We start from the raw sequence: 15,579 nt of genomic DNA on the forward strand, positions 1-15,579 counted from the left end.
GGAATAATTGTCTTACTGATTTTTGACTTTGAATACTTCGCACATGCTGAATCACCCTCACCCCAACCCTCTCCCGCTCGCGGGAGAGGGAGCATTTAGCTTCGCCAACACCTGACCACCACCATAGCTGCCCTGCGCTGGTTCCGTTCCACCCAGCACAACTTTAATCGCGCAGTATTTAAACTCAGGGATTTTCCCATACGGATCGAGCGCAGCATTCGTGAGCTTATTGATCGCGGCTTCGTAGTAACAGAAAGGAACGAACACTGCGCCTTGTGGTGAACTATCGTCGGCGCGGGCATATAAACTGACTTCACCACGACGCGAAGTAATGGTAATGATGTCACCGGGTTGGCCACCCAAAGCCGCTAGATCAAGCGGGTGCACCAAGGCGACGGGATCGGGCTCGATGGCATCGAGTACTGCAGCGCGGCGTGTCATGCTGCCGGTGTGCCAGTGCTCAAGTTGACGACCCGTGATCAACACCATAGGATAATCTGCATCAGGGCGTTCGTCGGCAGGAATAATATCAGCCGGAACGAAACGCGCACGTCCTGTTTCGCGTGGAAATTCTTTGGTGAACACGACCGATTCACCTGCATCACCTTCTTTACGGCATGGATAAGTCACCGCATGTTCGCGCTCCAAACGCTCCCAAGTGATGCCCACGATATTCGGCATGGTATGACGCATTTCATCAAATACGGCACCCACATTCGGATACTGCCAATCCAAGCCAAGTTGTTGCGCCATTTGTTGGATGATCCACAAATCTTGCTTCGCCTGTCCCGGTGGATCAATCGCCTGACGTCCCATTTGCACTAAGCGATCAGTATTCGTAAAGCTGCCAGTTTTTTCGGGGAAAGCGGAAGCTGGCAAAATCACGTCCGCCAAATAGGCGGTCTCGGTCAAGAAAATATCTTGCACCACTAAATGATCGAGTGCGGCGAGAGATTCACGTGCATGATTCACATCAGGATCAGACATCGCCGGATTTTCACCCATGATGTACATGCCATTAATTTCACCGCGTTTAATCGCGTGCATGATCTCGACTACGGTCAAACCTGGTTGCGGATCTAAAGTATCGGCGGGTAATTGCCAGGCCTGTTCAAAACGGGCGCGTGCCGCCGCGTTATCAACGCGTTGATAGTCGGGATACATCATCGGTATCAAGCCCGCATCAGATGCTCCCTGCACATTATTTTGCCCACGTAATGGATGCAAGCCACTGCCCGGTTTGCCGATTTGCCCCGTCATCAAAGCCAGCGCAATCAAGCAGCGCGCATTATCGGTGCCATGCACGTGTTGCGACACACCCATGCCCCACAAAATCATCGAGCCTTTTGAAGTCGCATATAAGCGTGCCACATCGCGGATGGTATCTGCGTCTATACCGCAAATCGGCGCCATCAATTCTGGACTATAGCCTGCGACATTTTTTTCCAATTCTGCATAGCCTATGGTGCGACTATCAATAAAATCTTTATCGACCAAATTCTCGTGCACGATCACATGCATCATGGCATTGAGCAGCGCGACGTCGGTATCGGGTTTGAATTGCAAATAGCGATGTGCCATACGTGCCAGATCAGATTTGCGCGGATCCATCACCACCAGCTTAGTGCCATTTTCTATTGCGTTCTTGATCCAAGTCGCCGCCACTGGATGATTCACCGTCGGATTTGCACCAATCACGATCACGACTTCGGCTTTGGTCACATCCATCACGGGATTCGATACCGCACCCGAACCTATGCCTTCTAGCAAAGCAGTAACGGATGAGGCATGGCACAGGCGCGTGCAGTGATCGACATTATTACTGCCAAAACCGACCCTAACCAGTTTTTGAAATAAGTAAGCTTCTTCATTACTGCCTTTGGCAGAACCAAATCCTGCTAAGGCTTTTTTGCCTTTGGTGTCGCGGATCTGTTTAAGCTTGCCGCCTGCTAATGCCAAGGCTTCTTCCCAACTGGCTTCACGGAAGATGTCCATCACATGCGCCGGGTCCATCACAAAATCACCGGTTTTTTTGGCTTCCGGGCGACGAATGAGAGGCACGGTTAAACGGTGCGGATGATGCGCGTAATCGAAACCATAACGGCCTTTCACGCACAAACGCGCATGATTCGCTGGCCCATCACGACCTTCGACAAAGAGTATGTGATTGTCTTTGACGTTATAAGTAAGTTGGCAACCGACGCCACAATATGGACAGACCGATTCCACTTGTTTGTCAGGTACGGCCAAGGCCGCATCGCGCGCAGGCATCAAAGCGCCGGTCGGACATGCTTGTACACATTCACCACAGGCGACGCAAGTCGATGCGCCCATAGGGTCATCCATATCAAATACAATTTTGGCGGCATCGCCACGGAAGGCCATGCCAATCACATCATTCACTTGCTCATCGCGACAGGCGCGCACGCAGCGTGTACATTGTATGCAGGCATCGAGGTTCACCGTGATCGCTGCATGCGAGGCATCTTGCGGGACTGGGATACGGTCTGCTGATGCAGCCGAAGCAGCAAAGCGTGGTTTACCAACTTGTAATTTTTCTGACCAGTGATCGACTTCATTGTGACGGGTATAGCTGGTTTCTGGCATATCCGCTTGCAGTAATTCCAGCACCATTTTTTGCGCACTGACTGCGCGTGGGCTATCAGTTACGACTTGCATGCCGTTGGAAGGATGACGGCAGCAACTTGGTGCCAACACGCGTTCACCATTGATCTCTACCATACAAGCGCGGCAATTGCCGACGCTTTCCATACCGGGGCGGTAGCACAGGTGCGGAATCTCGACGCCCTCACGCTTGGCGATTTCTATCAGTAATTCATTGCTGCGCGCTGTGACTTCTTTGCCGTTCAGGCTAAAGCTCACAGTCGGGACATCCATCTCTGCCATCTGGCTACGGGTAATTGCATTCATGGTCTCGTGCCTTCACTTATGTGTTGCGTGGAGTTCGTGCGGAAAATACTTAACCACACAATCGACAGGATTTGGCGCCGCTTGTCCCAGACCGCAAATCGAAGCATCGCGCATCACGGTAGAGAGTTCGGCTAACAAAGGCAGATCCCATTGATCTTGCGCAATCAGCACCGAAGCCTTCGCGGTGCCAACACGACATGGCGTACATTGGCCGCACGATTCATGCTGGAAGAAATGCATCAGATTACGTGCTGCATTCACTGCGCTGTCACGTTCAGACATAACCACTACGGCGGCTGAACCAATAAAGCAACCGTAGGGTTGCAAGGTATCAAAATCGAGTGGAATCGTATTCATACTAGCAGGCAAAATACCGCCTGAGGCACCACCGGGCAAGTAAGCATAAAATACTTCGCCATCTGCCATGCCACCACAATATTCATCGATTAATTCTTGTATCGTGACACCTGCCGGTGCCAGTTTTACACCCGGATTTTTTACGCGCCCAGACACCGAGAATGAGCGCAAGCCTTTACGTCCATTGCGCCCTTGCGCGCTAAACCAAGTACCACCTTTTTCCAAAATATCGCGTACCCAGAACAAGGTTTCGAAATTATGCTCTAACGTAGGACGTCCAAATAGGCCAACTTGCGCCACATACGGCGGGCGCAAACGTGGGATGCCGCGCTTGCCTTCTATCGACTCTATCATCGCGGATTCTTCACCGCAGATATACGCACCAGCTCCGCGTCGCAAATGTATTGTCGGCAAATTGGGGATAGGCGTATTTGCGATTAATGACGCCAACTCTTGCTCTAACAGAGTGCGACAAGCATGGTATTCATCGCGCAGGTAAATATAGATATCTGCAATACCCACCGCCCAAGCAGCGATCAGCATGCCTTCTAAGAAACGATGAGGATCACGCTCGAGATAAAACCTGTCTTTGAACGTCCCCGGTTCACCTTCATCTATATTCACCGCCATCAAACGCGGCCCAGCCTCGGCACCAACAATGCGCCATTTGCGTCCGGCGGGAAAACCCGCACCACCGAGTCCGCGCAAGCCTGAATCTTCCATAGTCTGCAAGACGTTTTCTAATTCACGTTGACCACTCATGCATTCTTTTAACAGCGCGTAACCACCTTGCGCCTGATACGCGGCGTAATTGGTGTACTGACCAACTTCCGCACGCACCTGCCCGTTTTGCACTGCGGCTTCCACCTTAGCGAGATCCGCCTGCGCGATAGCGTATTGCCCTACCGCCACGGCCGGTGCTTGCTCACAACGACCTATGCAGGGTGCGGCAAGTACGCGCACCTCGGTGCCGAGTATGGCTGGCAGTTTATCTAACAGACTTTGTGCGCCTGCCATTTCACAAGACAAACTATTGCAAACTCTAATCGTTAATGGCGCTGGCATAGCATCGTTTTCTTTGACCACATCAAAGTGATGATAGAAAGTAGCAACTTCATACACCTCGGTTTGCGCCAGTCGTAATTCTTGTGCCAAGGCTGCTAAGTGTGCAGCCGATAAGGCTTGGTAGTGATCCTGGATTTTATGCAAATGCTCAATCAGCAAATCCGCCGTGCGCGGCGCATCACCGAGCAAGGTCTGCACTTCAGCCAAGGCTTGCGGATCAACGCGACGTCCTTTTGGCGCTTCGCGCTTGCGTTGTTTGCTCGTACCTTGCTCTGGCTGGGCACTAATACTATTAATAGGAATTACTACTTTATTCATCATGTCACCTGGTTCTAGTTATCGCGATCATAAGAAAACATCGCGAACTATTATCTTTATTCTTTAAGACTGGCACAAAATTGCGCTAACAAGAGCCTGCCTTCGAATGCTTAAATCGGGGGCGAGGCGAACACAAGGACGACAGTGTCTGTTTTACGTCAATCTTAATCTTTTAGGACTTACGCAAAACTGCGCTAGCTAGGCGCGTCGCCGAAGACAGTACAACTGTACGGCGAGGCGATTGCAACGACGCTAGCGTCTGTTTTGCGTAAGTCCTATCTTTTTTATTCTTTATTTCTGTACAACAGCAAGTTTACACCAGCACTTGTCTTTTATCGTAGTGTACAAATCAAAGAATATCCAAACACCACGTTTTTACTCTTCCATTCTGCTTCGCTCCAAGATTCAGCGTCGCTGCATTAGTTCTATCAATTGTTCACGTAACCAAGCATTCGCTGGGTCATTTTCAGCACTCACATGCCAATAGAGATGCGCATCTATTGGTTGAGTTGCAAGAGGAAAAGAGTCGATCCGGTTCATAAATTGCGCATTCGCAATGCTTGCATATTGTTCAGGCATAGTCAGCAGCAAATCAGTTTCACTAACAACTCGACAGGCGGCAAAGTAATGTTGGCAGCGCAAGCTGATTTGTCGTCGCAAACCCTCGCGATTCAATTCAAAATCTTCCAAACCCATACCTTGACGGCGCGACGACACCAATACATGCCTTTGCTGCAAATAAGTTGAAAGCTCAAGTGGCAAACTCTTTTTCTTCGGCATTTGTGGATGTCCCTTGCGCGATAGCACAATTAAGCGATCACGCGATACGCGTTGCTGACGGATATTGCCTGTCAGTGGTATTGGCACTTCCAGCACCATATCGAGATTACCACTACTGAGTGCGGATTCAATTTCACGCCGGTCTACCCGTACACTGGCGATACTAATACCCGGGGCTTGCTCGCTAATTCTTTGCAATAAAGGTGGCAAGATGGTCGCTTCAAACACATCGCGCAATCCCAGATGAAAGCTTCTTTGCGTCTGTCCTGGATTAAAGCTTTGCTCGGTTTGCAAACTCGCTTCAAACAGCTGCAAACCTTGACGCACTTGCGTGATGATGCCACGCGTAAAAGGGGTTGGCACCATAGATACCCCTTGCCGCACAAATAAGGGATCATCAAACATGGCTCGCAGGCGCGCCAAGGCATGACTGAGCGCTGGCTGACTGAGATTCAAAGTCTGGCTGGCGCGTGTGATATTGCCTTGACTGTAAATCGCGTCAAGCACCACAAACAAATTCAAATCAGTACGAGATATATGCATAAAATGAATTATGTCATATTCAAATCATTCATTTGAATAATTATCCGCAAGATCGTAAGCTACCGTCACAATTTTGAGCTCTTCGCTCCCTGACTCGAAAGTCCCCTATGAATTTCGCCCACTCCGACACAGCCACTGACCTGATCGCTCGTATGCGAGCTTTCATGCAAGACCATATTATTCCCGCGGAAAAAACCTATGCCGCGCAATTACGGGGTGGTGCTGACTGGACACAGTGGCAGCAACCACCCGTCATAGAAGAACTTAAAGCCAAGGCGAAAGCAGCCGAATTATGGAATCTGTTTTTACCTGAAGATGGTGCCCGTCTATCGAATGTCGATTACGCACCTTTAGCGGAAATCACCGGTCGATCGATGATCGCGCCTGAAGTCTTCAATTGCAATGCGCCCGATACGGGGAATATGGAAGTGCTGGTCAAATACGGATCAGACGAGCAAAAGCAGCGTTGGCTCAAGCCTTTGATGGCGGGTGAAATCCGCTCCGCATTTTGCATGACTGAACCCGACGTCGCTTCCAGCGATGCCACCAACATGGCTGCCACCGCGGTCTTGGAAGGTGATGAAGTAGTGCTGAACGGGCGCAAATGGTGGAGTTCTGGTATCGGTCATCCGAATTGCAAAGTGTTGATTTTTATGGGACTGAGCGACCAAGGCGCGGATAAGCATCAACAGCATTCCATGATACTCGTTCCCTTAGATACACCGGGCGTCAAGATAGAACGCATGCTTCCCGTGTTCCACACCTTGGATGAACCATACGGGCATGGCGAAGTCAGTTTTACCAATGTGCGCCTGCCGTTGTCATCCATCATCGGTGGCTTAGGTCGTGGATTTGAAATCGCCCAAGGGCGCTTAGGGCCGGGGCGGATACATCATTGCATGCGTGCAATCGGTGCTGCGGAGTTTGCTTTAGAACTATTATGTGAGCGCGCCTTGAGCCGCGTCGCCTTTGGCAAACCCCTAGCCAAACTCGGTGGCAATGCCGACATCATCGCGAATGCACGCATGGCAATTGAACAGGCGAGATTACTGACTTTAAAAGCAGCCTGGACGATGGACACCGTCGGTGTCAAAGGCGCGATGAGCGAGATCTCACAAATCAAAGTGATTGCACCGAATGTCGCCACGCAAGTCATCGATGCGGCGATGCAAATCCACGGCGGCGCGGGCTTATCCGATGATTTCCCCCTGACAGCTTTATATGCGTATGCACGTGTACTACGTATCGCTGATGGTCCGGATGAAGTGCATCGCGGCTTGATCGCAAAACTAGAATTAAAGCAACAAGCCAAACGCCTCGGCATCTCTTTATAAAGTATAAAACTGATCACAAGATGACTACGCCTAACTTACTCGATGCAGCAGCCAGCGTACGCGCTGGTGAAGAACTCAATAGCGAGAAAATCACTGCCTTTATTCGCCAGCATTTACCCACGTTACAAGGCGAACCGGCGATACAACAATTCCCCGGTGGCGCCTCCAATCTCACTTACCTATTGGGTTATCCAGAACGTGATTTAATCTTGCGCCGCCCACCGTTTGGACATAGGGCCAAATCCGCACATGACATGCTGCGCGAAGCGAAGATCATGAGTGCGCTAAAACCGGTTTATCGCTATGTACCGGAAGTGATCGCGACTTGCAGTGATCCCGCCGTAATGGATTGCGACTTCTATGTGATGGAGCGTTTGCATGGCATTATTCCGCGCCAGAATCTGCCCAAGGATTTAGTGTTGACGACAGAGGATACACGCAGACTGTGCCTGAACGTCATCGACAAAATGATAGAGCTACATCAAATCGACTACCAACAAGCAGGGTTGGCATCGATTGCCAAAGGTGCGGGCTATGTAGCGCGCCAGGTGTCGGGTTGGACTGAGCGTTATCGTCAAGCAAAAACCGAGGATGTCGGCGACTTTGAAAGCGTGATGCAATGGTTGCAGGACAAAATGCCAGCGCAAGATCTCGCCACCTGTTTAATCCACAATGACTTCCGTTTTGATAATGTCGTTTTAAATCCCGACAACCCCACCGAAGTCATAGGCGTGCTCGATTGGGAAATGGCGACACTCGGTGATCCCTTAATGGATTTAGGAAATACGCTCGCGTATTGGGTGCAGGCCGATGACGATGCGGTGTTCCAATCGGTACGCCGCCAACCTACACATTTGCCAGGAATGCTGACTCGCCAAGAAGTCATCGATTATTACGGCGAAAAGACTGGCTATCGCGTCGACAATTTTGACTTTTACGCCATCTTTGGACTATTCCGTTTAGCTGTGATCGTGCAGCAAATTTACTACCGCTATTTCCATGGACAAAGCACCAATCCCGCCTTTGCTAGCTTTGGCAAGTTCTGCAATTATCTGGAACAACGTTGCCTGAGTTTGATCAATGCATCGAGTTTATAAGTCTGGCAGATCCATGCGCCATATCTATTTAATCCGGCACGGTCAGGCCAGCTTTGATGCTGACGATTACGATCAATTGTCGCCGCTAGGCGAAGAACAATCGCGCCTGTTAGGTGATTGGTTCAAACAAAGCGGACAACAGCTTGATCGAGTAGTAATGGGTGGCAACCGCCGTCACTATCAAACTGCGCAACAGTGCCTGCAACAATTTAGAAATTCGCCAAGCGATTTTCCAGAAACGGATTGGATAGTTGATCCCGGCTTCGATGAATTTGATCATCAAGAAGTTTTGCTCAGGAGCCATCCTGAGTTTGCCGACTTTCGGGCTTTGAAACTTTCCATCAACCATCATCCACATCCGCGACGTGCGTTTCAGAACATGTTCACCGCGGCAGTCAATCGCTGGATTGGTGGCGAACATGACGACTACAGCGAGAGCTGGGTGCAGTTTCAACGGCGTTGTCGGTTAGCTTTACTGCGGCTGATAGAAGGAAGCGATGAGCAAGAAAATTATTGGATCTTCACTTCGGGCGGCATCATCTCTGCACTACTTCAGGACGTGCTCGGCATTAGTGATCAGCGTATTTTTGATTTAAATGCCAGCTTAGTAAACAGCGGCTTCAGCAAACTGCGCATGGGCAACTCTCGCATCAGCCTCAACTATTTGAATAGCAGCGCTCATTTAGAGATACACCAACGGGCAGACTTAGTGAGTTACCGTTAGTGAGCTACCGTTAATCCACTAACATTCAACATCAATACATCAAAACAAATACCTATTGGAGAGAAAAATGCAGGACTTAAAAGGCAAAGTTGCCGTCATCACAGGCGCGGCAGAAGGCATAGGAAAAGCCATAGCGCTCGCTGCGGCTGCAGAAGGAATGAAATTAGTGTTAGCCGACATTAGTGCCGAGACGCTGGACAAAACCGTCGCCGAAATTCGTGAGGCTGGCAGTGAGGTTATCGGCGTAGTGACTGATGTCGCACAGGAAAGCGCGATCCTGACTTTGGCAGAACGTGCATTTACCGAATTTGGCAATGTACATCTACTAGTGAATAACGCTGGCGTCGCTTTTACCAAATCCGCCTGGGAAACCACGGCCAAGGATTGGGAATGGATCATGGGGATCAATCTGTACGGCGTGACTCACGCACTGCGGGCTTTTATTCCACGTATGTTGGCCAAGGGCGAAGAAGGACACATCGTCAATACTGCCTCACTCGCCGGCCTGGTATCCGAGCCAGCATTGGCTGCCTACAATGTCAGTAAATTTGGGGTAGTCACTTTGAGCGAAGGTTTGTATCACGACCTGACCCTACGCAAATCGAAAATCGGTGTCTCCGTGCTCTGCCCTAGCTGGGTGAAGACCCGCATTACCGATTCCGAACGTCATCGCGATGCGCAAGACCGTAGCAAGCTGGAACAATTAGAAACCGTTAGCCTGAAAACCGGCGCGGCCATTACCAAAGCTGTCGAAGCAGGTATCCCAGCGCAACAAGTCGCCAACCACGTCATATCAGCAATTAAGACGAATACTTTTTATATTCTTACGCACCCAGAATCGAAAGCGGCAGTACATATCCGCACAGAAGATATTCTGCAAGGACGTTCCCCAAGTCTACTCCCGATATAAATCTCCACATACGTCTTTGTATAAGTCTTCATATAGGTCACCGTATCGAGCACCAACAGGAGTAAGTGAGAGCTAAACCTGTTCAAATCAGCTCAAGCAACCTAAAAAAGCGGCATGATTTTAACGCATGGCAAAATCACGAGACAATTTTTCACATTTGCCTAAACCAAATTCCCCTACAATGCTGTATATGGTCATAGAAGTAATTTAGCTTTCTTCTATGACACTATGAACTGACAAGCCAAGTGCTTAGCTTAAAAAAACAAGTTCGATAATAATTTACCTTGAATTATTGACGTTACTTGAATACATTGAAGTAAGCAAATTCACAAGTCGTCGTCGTAGTAGTTCACGTACCAAGAACTCTTTAGGGCGCACAAGCTTATTGCCCTAAAGTGCAATATACAAGCACAAACTCAACTTATAAAATCTACTCAGAAGTCAAAGTTTTTTGTTTAAACCATTTACATAGGATTCATCATATTCCATGGCTAATATCCTCGATATCCCTCTGTCCGAAGAGTTTCAATACGATCCAAACAATCTACTTGATACTTTAATCAAAACTCTGGGCATTAAAAACGATGCTGCACTGTCACGCGCATTGGAAGTGGCGCCGCCAGTGATTAGTAAAATCCGTCATAAAATTTTGCCTGTAGGTCCGTCTTTGTTGATTCGTATGCATGAAGAGTCTGGACTTAGTATTCGCGAAATCCGCAACTTAATGGGTGATCGCCGAGATAAGTTCCGCATGCCAGATCAGATGTAATTAGTAGTGATCCATGGACGTCAGCAAAATAGTTTTAGCTGGCGTCTGTGATCTTCCCTTACTCATCTGTCATGCTGCGTTCGTTCTAAATGGGCGAGTTGTGGAGCACATGACTTCGCTATGAGTGAGGGTTTTCACATCATATGTCACGGCATTGTCTCGTGTATGCATGTACTTCTTGGTGCTGCTTTGGTAGACCTCAATTAGTGCGCCTCAATTAATGATTATCACTGGCAGCAATCATCACTGTCCTTGCAATTTTCGGTAAAGAGTTTGGCGGCTGATTCCCAGCAATCGCGCTGCTGCTGACACGTTGCCATTTGTATTCTGCAAAGCTTGCTGAATCAGTTGTCTTGCATTTTCCTGTAAATTCTGTGCCTTCGATGGTGACTTTGCCTCCTGTGGCATCGAGTTCATCCAAGCATTTTGCGGTATCTGCGTTGGCGTTTCTCCAATCTTCCCTGTTATTTCCACTGCGTCTCTTCGCTCTAGCTCAGCGATCGCCGCACTCTCCAATCGCGGATTCCCCTTACTTGCATTACGCAACTCTGCGGCCAGCTCATCGCCTATGTGCTCCCAACTGATGCACGACTGCTCTTCATCCATCAATGCCACTGCCGCGCGCAGTACATGACTGAGTTGACGCAGATTGCCTGGCCACGCGTACACTCGCATCGCAGCCAATAAATCAATGGCAATGTCGATCTGCACCGGCGAAAATTCCCGCAATAAACTGGCACACAAAGCCGTGAAATCGCTACGCTCTCGCAAGGCTGGCAAATTCAAGCTCAAGCCATTAATTCGATAAAACAAGTCTTCGCGAAAACGTCCTTGCTCTATATTGCGTTTGAGATTTTGATGGGTCGCGCAAATCAAATTAAAATCCACCGCGATCGCGACACTACTACCCAAGGGGATTACTTGGCGCTCTTGCAATACACGCAATAATCGCGTCTGCAAACTGAATGGCATATCGCCAATTTCATCCAAAAACAAAGTTCCGCCATGCGCTTCCCGCAGGCGACCTGCGGCACCTTGACGCGCGGCGCCGGTGAATGCCCCAGCCACATAACCAAATAATTCAGCCTCAATGAGATGTTCTGGAATAGCAGCGCAATTGACCGCTACAAAAGCCTTGTCTCGCCGCGCAGAGGCCTGATGTACCGATTGTGCAAACACTTCTTTGCCGACACCAGACTCCCCAGTAATTAACAAAGGTATCGCCTTATCAATGAGCTTACGGGCTTTTTCTGAGGCTGCCTGCCAACGAGCATCGATTTGCCCGCTTTGAATTGACTGAGCGCTTCGTAAAGGCTGCGTTTGTGTTGACTGCACACTCACAGTCATCGCCTGGCGCCCTCTGCTCTGACTATGCATTTGTACGAACAAACAAGTTCCATCACGACAAAAAACCGCTTCTGCGCGTCCAGCCAAACGCAGTTGCCGCGCTAACAGTGCCTCAAAGTCTTGTTCAAATAAGTGTTCCCATCGGGTCGCTGCGATATCTGTATAACGTAATTTTAATAAAGCTAATCCACGTCGGTTCGCTCCCACCAGACAACCATCCTCAGAAAAGGCTAACACGCCTTGAGCGACCGAACCTATGCCAGCTGCACTGGTGTGTAATTGCACCAAAATCTGATGCTGGCATGCACTCAAGACCAGGCTATTTTCTATCATTTGAGCTGCAGTCGTGACCAAACCCAGCGTATGCGGATGGCGACTGCGATGGTCGCCTGAAATATCCAAGATGCCCATTAATTGACCTTGCGCCGACAAGATAGGCGCTGCAGCACAAGTGAGGAATTCATTCGGTTCCAGAAAATGTTCAGCGCCATTGATTTCTATCTCACTCGCTTCCGCCAACGCTGTACCTATCGCATTCGTACCACGCTGATTTTCTGCCCAACTTGCACCGCACTTCAATGCAACTTTGTCCGCCTTACTCAAGAAGTCTAGATCCCCCATGGTATGCATCAACACCCCTTGCGCATCCGCCAATATCACCATGCTATGACTGTGCCGCAATTGTTCAAACAGATACTCTATGACGGGCTCAGAATGGCTGATTAATTCATGGTTAAGGTCGCGCGCGTATCGCAAATTGCCAACACTCAGATTATCTGCACAATCGACTCCACCCAAGGGTGAAAGGCCGGCAGACATACTCCGTTGCCACGATTGCGCCACGCGTAATTCGACACCTGTTTCAGGGCGAATGCCGCGTTCAACAAATTGCAAGCGTGCCTGCTTTAAATGGGGCGCTGTGAGAATAGCGTGTTGACGCATGAAGTAACTCCTGTGGTGTCACGGCACCGAAGTAAAAAGTGTGACGATCACTAATTAAAAAGCGTTGACATAGTCTACTGCCATCTTCCTGACTGTGCCTGAACACGGCATATTAATTCTCTGAAAATCAACTGGATTTGACCTGTCTCAAATTGTTACAGCTGTCACTATTTGTGGCGATCTGGAACAAACAACTGTCTTGCATCTTAGCAGGAATGTGTCGCATGAAGATGGCATTGGGCTCTCGGATGCGACAACAAAAACGTGAATTATTGTCACTCACTACGGATTCACATAGTAGGTTGCAACGCAGCAAAAAACCTTCCGCAAAATCTCTCAAGGACATGGCATGGCAATTGCAAATAGTGATGGCAACAACCATGCTAATCGCATTGCCCATAGGCGCGATGAACAGGTTGCGATCTACCATAAATCAACAACAGGAGACCATCTTGATCTACCAAGCACCAGGTGCCACAGGCGCCATCATTCAATACAAATCTCGTTACGACAATTTCATAGGTGGCAAATGGACCGCGCCAGTGAAAGGTCAGTACTTTGACGTCATCACTCCCATCAGTGGCAAAGTGTATACACAGGCCGCACGCTCCAGTGCCGAAGATATCGAGCTCGCACTCGACGCAGCCCACGCCGCAGCCGATGCGTGGGGAAAAACTTCCCCCACCGAACGCGCGAATATTCTGAATAAAATCGCCGACAAGATAGAAGCCAATCTAGAACTATTAGCCTACGCAGAATCAGTCGACAATGGCAAAGCAATACGAGAAACCCTGAACGCAGATATTCCCTTAACCGTCGATCACTTCCGTTATTTTGCGGGCTGTGTGCGGGCACAGGAAGGCGCCTTGTCGGAACTCGATGAAACCACTGTTGCTTACCATTACCACGAACCTTTAGGTGTCGTCGGTCAGATTATTCCATGGAACTTTCCTATCCTGATGGCTGCCTGGAAGCTGGCACCGGCCTTGGGTGCAGGTAACTGCGTCGTGTTGAAACCAGCAGAATCCACACCGATCTCTTTATTGATTCTGACCGAATTGATCGCCGACTTATTGCCACCGGGCGTATTAAATATCGTCAATGGCTATGGCCGTGAAGCCGGTATGCCACTGGCTAATAGCAAACGTATCGCCAAGATCGCATTCACCGGTTCGACTTCTACTGGTCGCGTGATTGCGCAAGCTGCGGCGAACAATCTGATTCCAGCGACGCTAGAGTTAGGTGGAAAATCACCGAATATCTTCTTCGCTGACATCATGGATGCCGACGATGCCTTCCTCGATAAAGCCATCGAAGGTCTGGTCCTGTTCGCATTCAATCAAGGTGAGGTTTGCACTTGCCCATCACGCGCTCTAATCCAAGAAAGCATCTATGACAAATTCATGGAACGCGTCTTAAAGCGTGTCGCTGCAATTAAACATGCGAATCCTCTGGACACCGAAAGCATGATGGGCGCCCAGGCATCGAAAGAGCAACTGACCAAGATCATGTCGTATCTCGAATTAGGTATCGCTGAAGGCGCGGAATTATTGGCTGGCGGCGCGCAAGCACATTTGGGTGGAGACTTGGAAGGCGGCTATTACGTGCAACCGACCTTGTTTAAAGGTCACAATAAAATGCGCATCTTTCAAGAAGAAATTTTTGGACCGGTGTTAGCCATCACGACTTTTAAAGATGAAGCAGAAGCACTCGCGATTGCCAACGACACGCTGTACGGCCTAGGTGCTGGCGTGTGGAGTCGAAATGGTAATGTTGCCTATCGCATGGGACGCGCGATCAAAGCCGGACGCGTCTGGACCAACTGCTACCACGCCTACCCAGCCCATGCTGCTTTCGGTGGTTATAAAGAATCCGGCATCGGTCGTGAAAATCATAAGATGATGTTGAATCACTATCAGCAAACTAAAAATCTTTTGGTCAGCTATAGCGAAAACAAATTAGGTTTCTTCTAATTTAAAACTAGCAGTAATAAGTGGCGCAGTTGGCAGCAGCCTACTGCGCACCTTAACTCCAAAGAGATGTCATTTTGCGTGAGGAATTATGGTAGATCGTGTCATCGCCACTCCGGCAGCCTATGCACTGATCGCGCAACTCAAAGCCGAGCATGGCGAGATCCTATTTCATCAATCTGGCGGTTGTTGCGACAATAGTGCAGCCAACTGTTACCTGCCTAGCGATTTAACAATAGGCCCTTACGATATCAAATTAGGCGATCTCAACGGCGTGCCTTTTTACATCGGTAAATTGCAATACGATTACTGGAAGCATACGCAATTGATACTCGATGTGATTGACGGCCACGGCGGCACTTTTTCATTGGAAGGTGCGAGTGGCAAAGCTTTTCATACGCGTTCGCGTTTGTTCAGCGAAGAAGAATGGACACAAATTGAAGCGCAAGTGCAAAAAGACTTGGCCTAACTTTTACCCATCTCTTGCCGAAC

General features: G+C 49.3%; 11 protein-coding genes. 7 read left to right on the forward strand and 4 right to left on the reverse strand.

Going from position 1 to position 15,579, the window contains the following annotated elements; all coding sequences use genetic code 11:
- Positions 1-57: 57 nt before the first annotated feature.
- The 3 genes from fdhF to H8K55_RS07015 all read right to left on the reverse strand — a co-directional run bounded on the left by fdhF (position 58) and on the right by H8K55_RS07015 (position 5,994).
- Positions 58-2,931, reverse strand: a complete 2,874-nt coding sequence (gene fdhF, locus H8K55_RS07005; protein ID WP_186941359.1) for a formate dehydrogenase subunit alpha — start codon at positions 2,929-2,931, stop codon at positions 58-60.
- 12 nt (positions 2,932-2,943) lie between these two features.
- Positions 2,944-4,671 (reverse strand): NADH-ubiquinone oxidoreductase-F iron-sulfur binding region domain-containing protein, encoded by a 1,728-nt coding sequence (locus tag H8K55_RS07010; RefSeq protein WP_186941360.1) that lies wholly within the window; start codon positions 4,669-4,671, stop codon positions 2,944-2,946.
- A gap of 405 nt (positions 4,672-5,076) precedes the next feature.
- Entirely contained in the window at positions 5,077-5,994 is a 918-nt protein-coding gene (locus tag H8K55_RS07015; protein ID WP_186941361.1) for a LysR family transcriptional regulator, read from the reverse strand.
- Positions 5,995-6,101: 107 nt separating this feature from the next.
- Here H8K55_RS07015 and H8K55_RS07020 point away from each other — a divergent pair, with 107 nt between their 5' ends.
- From H8K55_RS07020 to H8K55_RS07040, 5 genes are all read left to right on the forward strand, one after another.
- Complete coding sequence (locus H8K55_RS07020) at positions 6,102-7,328, forward strand: acyl-CoA dehydrogenase family protein (RefSeq protein ID WP_186941362.1); 1,227 nt, start codon at positions 6,102-6,104, stop codon at positions 7,326-7,328.
- Between the two features lie 20 nt (positions 7,329-7,348).
- Positions 7,349-8,425 carry a phosphotransferase family protein gene (locus tag H8K55_RS07025; protein WP_186941363.1) on the forward strand — a complete coding sequence of 359 codons (1,077 nt, stop codon included), beginning with the start codon at positions 7,349-7,351 and terminating at the stop codon, positions 8,423-8,425.
- A gap of 13 nt (positions 8,426-8,438) precedes the next feature.
- On the forward strand, positions 8,439-9,149 hold the full coding sequence (locus H8K55_RS07030; RefSeq protein ID WP_186941364.1) for a histidine phosphatase family protein: 711 nt from the start codon (positions 8,439-8,441) through the stop codon (positions 9,147-9,149).
- Between the two features lie 67 nt (positions 9,150-9,216).
- Positions 9,217-10,059 (forward strand): SDR family NAD(P)-dependent oxidoreductase, encoded by an 843-nt coding sequence (locus H8K55_RS07035; protein WP_186941365.1) that lies wholly within the window; start codon positions 9,217-9,219, stop codon positions 10,057-10,059.
- 487 nt (positions 10,060-10,546) lie between these two features.
- Positions 10,547-10,828, forward strand: a complete 282-nt coding sequence (locus tag H8K55_RS07040; protein WP_186941366.1) for a hypothetical protein — start codon at positions 10,547-10,549, stop codon at positions 10,826-10,828.
- Between the two features lie 243 nt (positions 10,829-11,071).
- On the opposite strand, the gene H8K55_RS07045 is transcribed toward H8K55_RS07040, so the two are convergent.
- The gene (locus H8K55_RS07045) at positions 11,072-13,117 is read right to left on the reverse strand and encodes a sigma-54-dependent Fis family transcriptional regulator (RefSeq protein ID WP_186941367.1); all 2,046 of its coding nucleotides are present in this window, start codon (positions 13,115-13,117) and stop codon (positions 11,072-11,074) included.
- Between the two features lie 452 nt (positions 13,118-13,569).
- On the opposite strand from H8K55_RS07045, the gene exaC reads away from it, so the two are divergent.
- The gene (gene exaC / locus H8K55_RS07050; RefSeq protein WP_186941437.1) at positions 13,570-15,090 is read left to right on the forward strand and encodes an acetaldehyde dehydrogenase ExaC; all 1,521 of its coding nucleotides are present in this window, start codon (positions 13,570-13,572) and stop codon (positions 15,088-15,090) included.
- Positions 15,091-15,178: 88 nt separating this feature from the next.
- Positions 15,179-15,556, forward strand: coding sequence for a DUF779 domain-containing protein (locus tag H8K55_RS07055; RefSeq protein ID WP_186941368.1), 378 nt, complete (start codon positions 15,179-15,181; stop codon positions 15,554-15,556).
- Positions 15,557-15,579 lie beyond the last annotated feature (23 nt).

The sequence above is a fragment of the Affinundibacterium flavidum genome, assembly GCF_014284175.1.
Classification (GTDB): Bacteria; Pseudomonadota; Gammaproteobacteria; order Burkholderiales; family Burkholderiaceae_D; genus Undibacterium; species Undibacterium flavidum.

Excerpts from the sequence above, each read along its gene's own strand:
- H8K55_RS07045 (WP_186941367.1), bottom strand. The coding sequence starts at position 13,117 with ATGCGTCAACACGCTATTCTCACAGCGCCCCATTTAAAGCAGGCACGC.
- H8K55_RS07015 (WP_186941361.1), bottom strand. The coding sequence starts at position 5,994 with ATGCATATATCTCGTACTGATTTGAATTTGTTTGTGGTGCTTGACGCG.
- H8K55_RS07020 (WP_186941362.1), top strand. The coding sequence starts at position 6,102 with ATGAATTTCGCCCACTCCGACACAGCCACTGACCTGATCGCTCGTATG.
- H8K55_RS07035 (WP_186941365.1), top strand. The coding sequence starts at position 9,217 with ATGCAGGACTTAAAAGGCAAAGTTGCCGTCATCACAGGCGCGGCAGAA.
- H8K55_RS07040 (WP_186941366.1), top strand. The coding sequence starts at position 10,547 with ATGGCTAATATCCTCGATATCCCTCTGTCCGAAGAGTTTCAATACGAT.
- H8K55_RS07055 (WP_186941368.1), top strand. The coding sequence starts at position 15,179 with ATGGTAGATCGTGTCATCGCCACTCCGGCAGCCTATGCACTGATCGCG.
- fdhF (WP_186941359.1), bottom strand. The coding sequence starts at position 2,931 with ATGAATGCAATTACCCGTAGCCAGATGGCAGAGATGGATGTCCCGACT.
- H8K55_RS07025 (WP_186941363.1), top strand. The coding sequence starts at position 7,349 with ATGACTACGCCTAACTTACTCGATGCAGCAGCCAGCGTACGCGCTGGT.
- H8K55_RS07030 (WP_186941364.1), top strand. The coding sequence starts at position 8,439 with ATGCGCCATATCTATTTAATCCGGCACGGTCAGGCCAGCTTTGATGCT.
- H8K55_RS07010 (WP_186941360.1), bottom strand. The coding sequence starts at position 4,671 with ATGAATAAAGTAGTAATTCCTATTAATAGTATTAGTGCCCAGCCAGAG.